10 protein-coding genes are annotated in these 11,169 nt (G+C 64.0%); 8 read left to right on the top strand and 2 right to left on the bottom strand.

Features of this window, described 5'->3' with window-relative positions:
- The 5 genes from AC1DMG_RS15650 to AC1DMG_RS15630 all read left to right on the top strand — a co-directional run.
- A partial coding sequence (locus AC1DMG_RS15650; RefSeq protein WP_477180732.1) for a TonB-dependent receptor domain-containing protein occupies positions 1-1,086 on the top strand: 1,086 nt, incomplete at its 5' end.
- Positions 1,087-1,187: 101 nt separating this feature from the next.
- Positions 1,188-1,562 carry a TraR/DksA family transcriptional regulator gene (locus AC1DMG_RS15645; protein WP_477175619.1) on the top strand — a complete coding sequence of 125 codons (375 nt, stop codon included), beginning with the start codon at positions 1,188-1,190 and terminating at the stop codon, positions 1,560-1,562.
- Between the two features lie 82 nt (positions 1,563-1,644).
- On the top strand, positions 1,645-2,133 hold the full coding sequence (gene msrB, locus AC1DMG_RS15640; protein ID WP_441602298.1) for a peptide-methionine (R)-S-oxide reductase MsrB: 489 nt from the start codon (positions 1,645-1,647) through the stop codon (positions 2,131-2,133).
- 30 nt (positions 2,134-2,163) lie between these two features.
- Entirely contained in the window at positions 2,164-3,456 is a 1,293-nt protein-coding gene (locus AC1DMG_RS15635) for a thiolase family protein (RefSeq protein ID WP_441602299.1), read from the top strand.
- Between the two features lie 54 nt (positions 3,457-3,510).
- A complete protein-coding gene (locus AC1DMG_RS15630; protein ID WP_441602300.1) occupies positions 3,511-4,944 on the top strand; it encodes an amidohydrolase family protein in 1,434 nt (477 codons plus the stop codon).
- Positions 4,945-5,059: 115 nt separating this feature from the next.
- Here the strand turns inward: AC1DMG_RS15630 and AC1DMG_RS15625 are convergent, their stop codons facing one another.
- Positions 5,060-6,298, bottom strand: coding sequence for an OprO/OprP family phosphate-selective porin (locus AC1DMG_RS15625; RefSeq protein ID WP_477180731.1), 1,239 nt, complete (start codon positions 6,296-6,298; stop codon positions 5,060-5,062).
- Positions 6,299-6,536: 238 nt separating this feature from the next.
- Between AC1DMG_RS15625 and AC1DMG_RS15620 the strand changes: the two genes are divergently transcribed.
- The gene (locus AC1DMG_RS15620) at positions 6,537-8,300 is read left to right on the top strand and encodes an amidohydrolase (protein WP_477178299.1); all 1,764 of its coding nucleotides are present in this window, start codon (positions 6,537-6,539) and stop codon (positions 8,298-8,300) included.
- Between the two features lie 31 nt (positions 8,301-8,331).
- Here AC1DMG_RS15620 and AC1DMG_RS15615 read toward each other — a convergent pair whose 3' ends face one another.
- Complete coding sequence (locus AC1DMG_RS15615; RefSeq protein ID WP_477175623.1) at positions 8,332-9,177, bottom strand: hypothetical protein; 846 nt, start codon at positions 9,175-9,177, stop codon at positions 8,332-8,334.
- Positions 9,178-9,506: 329 nt separating this feature from the next.
- Here AC1DMG_RS15615 and AC1DMG_RS15610 point away from each other — a divergent pair, with 329 nt between their 5' ends.
- On the top strand, positions 9,507-10,256 hold the full coding sequence (locus AC1DMG_RS15610; RefSeq protein ID WP_477180730.1) for an SDR family oxidoreductase: 750 nt from the start codon (positions 9,507-9,509) through the stop codon (positions 10,254-10,256).
- Between the two features lie 48 nt (positions 10,257-10,304).
- On the top strand, positions 10,305-11,169 hold an 865-nt coding region (locus AC1DMG_RS15605), incomplete at its 3' end, for an alpha/beta fold hydrolase (RefSeq protein ID WP_477180729.1).

The following is an 11,169-nucleotide window of genomic DNA, read 5'->3' as shown; positions in this document are numbered from 1 at the left end:
CGCCACGACGTAGCCGAATACGTGAGCCTGGAATCGAACCTCACCGATCGCTTCGGCGCGTCGCTCGCCTTGCGCCACGAGGATTACAGCGACTTCGGCAACACCACATCAGGCGCGCTGGCCGGCCGTTTTGACTTCACCAATCGCTTCGCCTTGCGCGGTAGCGTGTCCACCGGTTTCCGCGCGCCGTCGTTGGCGCAGCAGCACTATTCGTATACCTCGTCGCTCTACTACGGCGCGGGTAACTCGCTGCAGCTGCCGCCAGGCATCTACAACACCGGCCTGGTACCGGTGAACAGCCCGGTTGGCACGCTGCTGGGCGCCCAACCGCTGGAACCGGAGAAGTCGCACAATTACACCTTCGGCGCGGTGTGGAATCCGCTCGATGCGCTCAACCTGAGCGTGGACATCTACCAGATCAACATCGACAACCGCATCACCCTGTCCAGCAACCTCGCCACCACCTCGCCCGCGGTGCAGGCCTATCTCGCCGCCAACGGCATCACCAACACCAACTACAGCGGCATCGCGTACTTCACCAATGCGGTGGACACCCGCACGCGCGGTGTGGACCTGGTGGCGAGCTATCTCAGCGACTTCGGCGATGCCGGCTCGCTGCAGAGCACGGTGAGCTACAACTACAACAAGAACAAGGTCACCGACATCAAGGCCAATCCGGCGATCCTCAACCAGCTGGGGGTGAACCTCAAGCGCATCGACCGGCGCGACCAGTACGGCCTGCTGGCCGATACCACGCCGCGCAGCAAGCTGATCATCAACGAGGTCTACAACCTCAGCCGCTGGAGCTTCAACGGCACGCTGACGCGCTACGGCAGCTTCGTGTCCTACAACTCCACCACGGCCACGCTAGACCAGACGTTCGGCGCCAAATGGATACTCGACCTGGCCGTGAACTACAGCCTCGACCGCTGGACCTTCACCGTCGGCGGCGACAACGTGCTCAATACCTACCCTGACCGCGTCATCCACGCCAACGACAACAGCGGCACCATGCCGTACTCGGTGTTTTCGCCGTTCGGCTTCAATGGCGCCTATGTCTACGGCAAGGTGGCCTACCGCTGGTGACGCCTGCGCACCGGCCCGATCCACGGGCCGGTGCCTTCACCGCGCACGAACAAAACCTGTGCGATAGCTACCGGATAATCCTCCCCGACGGAGTCGCACCCATGGCCGCCGAACAACACCTCACCCCCGAGTTCATCGCACAGCAACGCAAGCGCCTGGAGGCGCTGCGGCAGCAGGTGCTGGGCGGTGAACTGGACGTCAATGCACGCAAGCGCGCCTTTACCGAGGAGCACGGTGACGAGGCCGAAGAGTTCGAGGATTCCGCGCAGGACCTGGCCCAGGAAGAAGTGCGCCAGGCCACCCACGACGTGGACGAGCAACGCGTGAACAACATCGAGCGCGCCCTGCAGAAGATCGACGACGGCACCTACGGCTACTCCGACGAGAGCGGGGATCCCATCCCCAAGGCCCGGCTGGAAGCGGCCCCGGAATCCGTGCTCACCGTGCAGGAAGAACAGGCCCGCGAGCGCCGCTGACCCCTTGAGCCCGCCGCGTTCGCCCCGATCTTCAGGGCGTTCGGGCATTCAATGCCCGTGGGTTCATCGAGGAGAGCACGCAGTGAGCAGTCGTCCCACGTTCGACCTGTCCCCTCCCACCCCGCTTCAGTTCGATGCACTGGCTGCCAAGTTGACGGCGGAAGAGCGCAAGGTGCTGCTGGACCATGGCACCGAGTCGCCCTTTTGCGGCGTGCTGCTGTCCGAAAAGCGCGCGGGCGTCTACGGCTGCCGGCTGTGCGGCCTGCCGCTGTTCCTGGCCGGCAACAAGTTCGACAGCCGCACCGGCTGGCCGAGCTTCACCACGCCGTTCGACGAGACGCATCTGGCCTATGTGCGCGACAGCAGCTACGGCATGGTGCGCACCGAAATCCGCTGCGCCCGCTGCGGCAGTCACCAAGGCCACGTGTTCGACGACGGTCCGCCGCCGACCCACCAGCGCTATTGCATCAACTCGGTGTCGCTGGAGTTCGTCGCCGCCACCGACCCGCTGCCAGACAAGCTGGGACGCGGCGCGCCTGAAGGCGCTGTGTGGAACCTGTTCGCCAGCTGACTCCTTTACCCCCGCCATCAGGACACGTCCATGCCTTTGAAGTCGCGTTACAGCCGACCCGTCTGGCTTGCTTCTGGTGTACGCACGCCCTTCTCCAAAGTGGATGGCGCGCTGGCCTCGCACGATGCCATCGCGCTGTCGGTGCCCGTGGTGCAGCACATGCTGGCCAGCCTGCCCGAGGGCAAGCGTCCGGATTTCGCGGCCTGGGGCGCGGTGGTGCCCAACCTCACCTGGAGCAACATCGCGCGCGAAGTGCTGATGGACGCGGGTGCGCCGGCGACGATCCCGGCGTTCTCGACCATCATGGCGTGCTCCACCAGCATGATCGGCATGATCGAAGCCGCCGGCATGCTCGACGACGACAGCCTGCAGCTGGCCCTGGTCGGCGGCGTGGACAGCCTCAGCCGCATCCAGCTGGGTCTGCCGCAAAGCCTTTCCGACTGGATCCGCCAATTCCAGAAAGCACGCTCGGTTGGCGAGAAGGTTTCGCATGCACTCACGCTGAAGCCGGGCGACGTTCGCCTGTACATCCCGGGCATCGTCAATCGCACCTCAGGCCTGAGCATGGGCGAGCACACCGAGATCACGGCCAAAGACTGGCATATGCGCCGCGAAGATGAAGACGCCTGGGCGCTCGGCAGCCACCAGCGCACCGTAGCGGGCTGGAACAGTGGCTTCTTCGATGACCTGGTGATACCGGTGGGCGACTTCCGTCGCGACAGCATTCCGCGCGCAGATAGCACGCTGGAGAAACTGGCCAAGCTCCCGCCGGCGTTCGACCGCACGACCGGAGAAGGCACGTTGACCGCGGGCAATTCGTCGCCGCTCACKGACGGCGCCGCCGGCTTGTGGGTCTCCAGCGAGAAAGGCCTCGATCGCATTCCCTCGCATGTGCCGCGCGTCAAGCTGGTCGACTGGGAAATCGCCGCGGTCGACTTCCGCGTGGAAGGCCTGCTGATGGCGCCGGCATTCGCCATACCCAAGCTGCTGGCTCGTCACAACCTGCGTTATGACGACGTGGCCCTCTGGGAAATCCACGAAGCCTTTGCCGCGCAGGTGCTGTTCCACATGGCTGCGTTGGAAAGCCGCGAGTTTCTCGCGCGCAAAGCAGGTGTGGACCGCGACTTCGGACCGTTCCCGCGCGAGCGCGTCAATCCCAATGGCGGCAGCCTGGCCATTGGCCATCCCTTCGGCGCCACGGGTGCTCGCATCCTCAGCCAGGCAGTGAAGGAGCTCGCGGCGCAACCTGCGGGCACCCTGGCCATTGTCAGCATCTGCGCCGATGGTGGCCAGGGCACGGTGGCCCTGCTCGAAGCGGGCTGACCGATCGGCAACGCTGCTTGCTACGATGCTCCCACTTTTGACAGGGGGAGCACCATGGCATTGCAGCGTTCGCTTTTCACCGTCGCCATTGCCGGCCTGCTATGCGCAGCCAGCGCATCGGCCGCCGATACCAAGCCTGCGAGCGACCAGGACTTCGTCGCCTACGATCAACCGCTGATCGCCTTCACCCATGCCACCGTGATCGACGGCACGGGCGCCAAGGCCGCGCGCGATCAGACGCTGGTGATCGACCATGGCCGTATCGTCGCCATGGGCAAGAGCAGCAAGGTGAAGCTGCCGCAGGATGCCAAGGTGATCGACGCCAAGGGCAAGACGCTGATGCCGGGCTTCGTGATGGTGCACGAGCACATGTTCTATCCGGCCGGCGGCGCCGAATACAACGAGATGAGCTATAGCTTCCCGCGCCTCTATCTCGCCGGCGGCACGACCACCATGCGCACGGCCGGCTCGATGATGCCCTATGCCGACATCAACGTGCGCGACGCCATCGCCAAGGGCACCGTGATCGGTCCCGACATGGACGTGACCGGCCCCTACCTCAACGGCCCGGGCCTGCCCATTCCCGCCGTGCACGTGCTGAGCGGTCCGGACGATGCCGAACGCACCGTCAACTACTGGTCGGCCGAAGGCGTCACCTCGTACAAGGCCTATATGCAGATCACCCGCGATGAACTGAAGCGCGTGATCGATACCGCTCACGAGCACAAGGCCAAGGTGACGGCGCATCTGTGCTCGGTGACGTATCGCGAAGCGGTGGACATGGGCATCGACAACCTGGAGCACGGCTTCTTCGTCGCCAGCGATTTCGTCAAGGACAAGCAGCCCGACCAGTGCCCGAAGAGCCCCGGCGTCAACGACTCGCTGGCCGCCGTCGATCCAAGGTCAGCTGACGTGAAGCTGCTGATGCGCGACATGATCAACCACCATGTGGCGCTCACCTCCACGCTCACCGTATTCGAAACCTTCGTGCCAAACCGGCCCAAGGCGCCGCAGGGTGCGCTCGACCTGATGTTGCCGGAAGTGCGTGCACAGTACGAAGCCACCTGGAACAAGGTGCAGGGGTCCAAGGCGCGCATGACGCCGGAGACCTACCTCAAGCTCGCCCGCATGGAGAAGCAATACGCCGACGCCGGCGGCCTGCTGCTCGCCGGCACCGATCCCACCGGCTACGGCGGCGTGGTGCCGGGCTATTCGTCCAAGCGCGAAGTGGAACTGCTGGTGGAGGCAGGCTTCGGTGTCGAGCAGGCGGTGAAAGTCGCCACCTCCAACGGCGCGAAATACCTGGGCCGCGACGGCGACGTCGGCACCCTCGCCGTAGGCAAGCGCGCTGATCTGGTGGTGATCGATGGCGACCCGGCCAAGCACGTGGCCGATATCGAGCACATGCCGCTCGTGTTCAAGAATGGCGTGGGCTACGACACGCAGAAGATCTTTGACGCGACGCGCGATAGCGTGGGTCTGCATTGAGTTTGTATCACCGGCGCCATCCGGGCGCCGGTGGCAAACCGCGGCCCCCACTGCCCGTCATTCCGGCGTAGGCCGGAACGACGACAATGAGAGTGCGCGCAAGGCTTGAACAGCCTTAGAAATAAACCTGCGCCCGCATCTCGAAAATGCGCGGATTCACCTGCAGCCTGCCCCGATCACTGAAGGCCCACACATAGTTAGCCTGGAACTTCAGGTGCTCGCCGATATACCAGTTCGCCCCGGCCGTCCAATCGTGTTCCTTGCCGCCCGTGATGGCGCCGTCGTTGAGATCCAGCTCGCTATAGCGCACCGCCAACTCCACCGCGCCCCAGGCGTGTGTCGGTCGCACCGCCTGCAGGTCGCGGCCGTTGTAGCGACGGTCGGCCACGTTGCCGTCGCTGTAGAAGCGCGACTCGCCGGTGAGCGTCCAGGTAGTGAACACATAGAAACCGTTCACCTCGACATTGGGCTTGCCGTTGCTGCGATCCACCTGCGCCTGCAGATACTCGCCCTGCAGCGACCAAGGCCCCTGGATCCACAGTGCCTCTAAGCCGTGGCGATCGACACTTTTGCTATAGGGCAGATTGCCGGTATMCACCAGACGCACGGGCGAAAGGCCATCTTCCGGCCGCGCGCGCAGCCGCGCAGAAGGCGGCACCGAGCCCTCGTCGGCCCAATCGAGCTTTTCGCGTGACGCGGACAGGCCCAGGTGCAAGACATGGCCGGGCTTGTTGAGCGGTATCCACGCGGCACGTGCAGCCCAGGTGCGCCCCGGATTGTTGCCGTCGAAATCCTTGCGCCAGAAATAGTCGCCGACGTTGAGGATGAAATGCGGCCTCACCCAGGCCCAGTCGAAACCCGCGCGACGTCCTTCCCACACGGCCTGCGTGGGCAAGGCGGTTTCGACAAACGTGGTGGCGGACGAACTGGTCACGCCTTCGAAACCCACCGGCGTTTTCGAATAGCCGAAGCGGAAGTTGCCGATGTCCTCGCCGATCACGCCGCTGCTGCGAAAACGCACGAAGGTATCGACCCACTGCCTGGCCTGGAAGTCGTATTGCACGATGGCGTCGTACACGCCCGGCTTGCGCAGGTAGAAACCCAGATAGCGACGCCGGTTGGTGCCGGCGTCTTCGAACTTGCCGGCGTCGTTGGAGAATTGATTGACGTCGTACTGATAAAGCACGGCCAAGCCAAAGTCCGTGCCATCGGATGCGGTCACATGCGTGGGCCAGTTGCTGTAGAAGTCATAGTTGTCCGCGAGACAACACACCGGCCAGGCGCAGGCGATCGCCATGACGGCGAGTGCGCGACGCAAGGTGACGGCGGTCTTTGCGGACAGGGCTGGATTCATGGTCTCGCCTCCCAACGAGTAAAAACATGCTGTCCAATCGGCGCCAGAGCAGGAAATGACTTTTGTGCATATGCACATGGCCTTCATCTCGCCAGCAGCCCTGTGGCCTGAAGCAATTTACCGGCCCATTGGCCGCGCTTCCTGACATCGCTGCTTGACGGGGCTCGAACGCAGTCACGAAAGCTCGACGCCTGCCGACGCAACCTGATGCTGTAGCGGATCACAAGGCGCGAGGGCCGTGTACCCGACGCTTATCGTCCACAACGCAAAGATCCACACCGGCGTCGCCCAGCGGCCCGAGGTGCAGGCATTGGCCGTCAACGGGCGGCGCATCGCCGCCGTCGGCACCAACGGCCAGATACGCTCGCTCGCCGGCCCTGCCACCATGGTGATCAATGCAGGCGGGCGGCGCATCATTCCCGGTCTTATCGATGCGAACCAGCACCTGATCGCCACCGGCCTGGACTACAACCAGCAACTGCGCTGGGACGGCGTGCCCAGCGTGGACGCAGCACTGGGCATGCTGGCCGACCAGGTGGCGCGCACGCCGCCTGCGCAATGGGTACGCGTCGTGGGCGGCTTCGGTGAACACCAGTTCGCCGAGCATCGGCTGCCGACGCTTGAGGAATTGAACCGCATCGCCCCCTCCACGCCGGTCTATGTGCAGCACCTGCAGGATCGCGCCCTGCTCAACGCGGCGGCCATCGCTGCCTGCGGCTATGACGGGCAGACGCCGGATCCACCGGGCGGCCATATCGAATGGGACGACCAAGGCGTGCCCACCGGCCTGCTGCTCGCCACGCCGACGCCGGAAATCTTTCGCGACGCGCTCGCTCACGCACCTGTGCTGCCGCACGAATACCAGATCAACAGCCTGCGCCAGAGCATGCGCGAACTCAATCGATTGGGCATCACCAGCGTCATCGATGCCGGCGCCGCGCATTTGCGTTACCCGGACGATTACAAGGCCGTGGAAGAACTCGCCCAACATCATCTGCTCACCGTGCGCGTGTCCTATCACTTGTCCGCGCAGACTCCGGGCGGCGAAACCGGCGACTTCCTGCACTGGTGCACCATCAACCACTACGGCGATGGCGACGAACTGTTCCGCTTCAACGGCGCAGGCGAAGTGCTGGTGCATGACGCCATGGATCACGACGACTTCCGTCAACCGCCGCCGGTACTCACCGCCCAGACGGGCACCGAGCTCAAAGACATCGTCAGCCGGTTGGTGGCGCGCAGCTGGCCCTGGCGCATGCATGCCGTCTACGAGGAGACCATCGAGATGGCCCTGGAGGCTTTCGAACAGGTCGATGCGGAAATGACACTGCGCGCCCTGCCCTGGTTTTTCGATGGCGCCGAGACGATCAGCGCGAGAAACATCGAGCGCGTCGCCCGGCTTGGCGGCGGTATCAACCTGCAGCCGCGCATGGCCTATCAGGGCGAGTACTTTCTCGAACGCCACGGTCCGGATGTCGCGGCGCACACGCCGCCGATCCGTCGCATGCTCGATGCCGGCCTGCATGTCGGCGTCGGTTCGGGCGGCAGCACGGCGGCAAGCATGGATCCGTGGACCACGCTCTACTGGCTTACTACCGGCCGCACGCTGGGTGGCAGCACCCTCTATCCGCCCGAACAACGCCTGGACCGCACCCAGGCGCTCGCCCTGCATACGCGAGCCAACACCTGGTTTTCCGGCGAAGCAGGCAGCAAGGGCCAGCTCGATATCGGCCAGTACGCCGACTTCGCCGTGCTCTCGCAGGATTACTTCAGCGTGGCCGACGAAGACATCCGCCAGATTGAGGCCGAGCTCACCGTGATGGATGGCCGCGTGGTCTACGCGCAAGGAGACTTTCGCGCGTTCGATCTGGCCCAGCCGATGCCGTTGCCGGAATGGTCGCCGGTCAATCACGGCGGCGGATGCTGGCGGCAACGTCACCACGCGGAACAAGGCCATCCCATCGCCTCGAGTTCGCGCGATGGCGGCCGCGCCCAAGGATGAAGGCGCAGCCGCCGCACGGCCTGTATCCAGCTCAGAAGCGCAGGCGGGCGAACAACGAAGGCCCCAGCAACTTCATATCCAGATTCGCCTGGTAGGACGGATGGTTCTGGTCGAGGCGAATGCGCGTATAGCTGTATTCGGCACCCACGCCGAAGTTCTCGATCGGAAACCACTCCAGGCCGAGGGCCCCGTTATAGATATGGCCCGCGAGGTTGCCGCCGTTCTTCTTTACGCCATAGGCATCGGCGTAAATGCGGAAGTTGTGCGAGAACGCGTGCCGCCAACCCAGCTGCAACACCGGCGCCCAGGCCGTCTCGTGGGTGCTGGCCACGGCGCTGCCGCCGAAGCCGTCGATATCGGCCTGTCCCTCCACCCGGGCCTTCACGCCGTAATACGCCGCGCCGATACCAAGGCCGAACACATCGCTGCCCGTGCCAAACCACCAGCGATAGGCTGCGCTGCCGAAGTTGAAGTTGAGTTTGCCGTCCACGCTGGCGGAGGCGGGAAACGTGGTGCCGTCATAGCTGATGTCACGACTGATCGAGCGGCCGTGCGTGCGATTGATGCCGAAGAAATCGAAGGAGAATCCCTGATGATCGCCGATCAGGAAATCCAGCCGCGCGCGCGGAACCGCTTTATGCTCCTGGAAGCCCAGATCGTCCTCCAGACTGAAGTGACCGTTGTAGCCGTTGATGATGCCGCTGCGACCGGTCGCGCCAATCTGCGTCTGCGTATCGGAGTAGAACGCACCCAGCCAGATGCTGACACGGTCGAGTGCGGGGGATGGATCGGCAAAAGCGGGGACGCTGCCGAATGCGGTGAGGGCTACGAGTGCAAGACGAGTGCAAAGCCGCGTTTTGTTTTTCTGTTGTTTCATCGATGGTCTCCCTGGGCGGTGCACGCACCCTAAGGAGACAAATGTCGACTGCTGGTCCCCGGAATGTGACCGTTACGCAAAGACGCATATCAACAGTCAGCGTTGTTGCCATCTTGTACGCGGCGTCTCGACGAGACTCGCACGAGTTCTGCATAGCGCCTTGGCGCGATGCGCACGGCTGGTACACATACGTCGAGGAAACGCCAACATAGGTCACTCATGGGATGTTCGACCATATCGAACATGTTCATCGGAAACATGGCACGGCAAGGCCAACGGGCAGTCGCATCATTTCCCCATCGACCACACATCCATCCACGGAGCACGCCATGAACCGTTTCACCGACAAAACCATCCTCGTCACCGGCGGCAACAGCGGCATCGGCCTTGCCACCGCCCAGGCCTTCGCGGCGGAAGGTGCCCGCGTAGTCATCACCGGCCGCGATGAAGCCGCACTCGAACAGGCCCGCGCCAGCATCGGCGCCCAGGCCATTGCCATCCGCAACGACGCCAGCAGCGTGACGGGCGCCAGGGAGCTGGCCAGCGCGCTGAGCGCCAAAGGCCTGCGCCTGGACGGCATCTTCCTCAATGCCGKCATCGCCAAGCTGGCGCCGTTTGAAACCGTGGACGAGGCGCTGTGGGACCAGACCTTCAACGTCAACGTGAAGGGCCCCTATTTCCAGATCCAGTCGCTGCTGCCGCTGCTCAACAAGGGTGCGTCCATCGTCATCAACGGCTCGATCAACGCMCATATCGGCATGCCGACCTCGTCGGTTTACGCCGCCAGCAAGGCCGCGGTGATTTCGCTGGCCAAGACCTTGTCGGCGGAACTGTTGCCGCTGGGTGCGCGCGTCAACGTGGTGAGCCCGGGACCGGTGGAAACGCCGCTCTACGGCAAGCTCGGCATGGACAAGGCCACGCTGGAAGCCACCGCCGCGCAGATCCAGTCGCAGGTACCGCTGGGCCGCTTCGGCACACCCGCTGAAATCGCCTCGACCGTCTTGCACCTGGTCGCACCGGAATCGGCCTTCATCGTCGGCACCGAGATCATCACCGACGGCGGCATGAGTCAGCTGTAAGCCATCTGCCCGGCCGCACCCGCGGCCGGGTCTACCAGGGAGTTCACGATGAAGACCTTGCATTGGATGCGCCGCCTTGCGGTGGCGTTGCTGGCCTCGCTCGCCCTTCAGGCAGCGGCTAGCGCCAAGACACCAACCATCGAACAACACACGGCCAACGCCAACGGCGTGCAACTGCATTACCTCCAGGCCGGCCAAGGCTCGGACACACCCGTGATCCTGTTGCACGGCTACGCCGAAACCAGCCATATGTGGCTGCCGCTGATCGCCAAGCTCGACGACCGCCGCACGGTGATCGCACCCGACCTTCGCGGCGCCGGCGATTCATCGATGCCCGCCTCGGGCTACGACAAGAAGACCATGGCGCAGGACATCCATGCCCTGGTGCAGCAACTGGGCTAYCGCAAGGTGAASATCGTCGGCCAYGACATCGGCCTGATGGTGGCCTATGCCTATGCCGCGCAATACCCGGACGAGGTGGACAGCATCGTGTTGATGGATGCGTTYCTSCCCGGCGTGGGCGACTGGCAGAAAGTGTGGCTGCTGCGCGACAAGTGGCATTTCAACTTCTACGGCGAAACGCCGCTGAAACTGGTCGACGGGCGCGAACGCATCTACTTCGAGCATTTCTGGAACGACTTTGCCGCCGATCCCAAACACTCGATGTCCGAAGCCGATCGCCAGTACTACACCCAGCAGTACGCACGGCCGGGTCGCATGAAGGCCGGTTTCGAATACTTCCACGCCTTCCCGCAGGACGCCGAGGATTTCGCGGGCTTTGCCAGGCAGCCGCTGACCATGCCGATGCTGGTGCTCGCCGGTGAAAAGGCTTCGGGCGATTTCCTCATCGCCCAGGCCAGGCTGGTCGACACCCATGTGCAGGGCGTGATCATCAAGGGTTCGGGCCACTGGC

It is taken from the genome of Dyella sp. 01N36 (assembly GCF_056399745.1).
The sequence above is the reverse complement of the archived record's forward strand: the minus strand, read 5'-3'. Positions and strand labels throughout refer to the sequence as shown.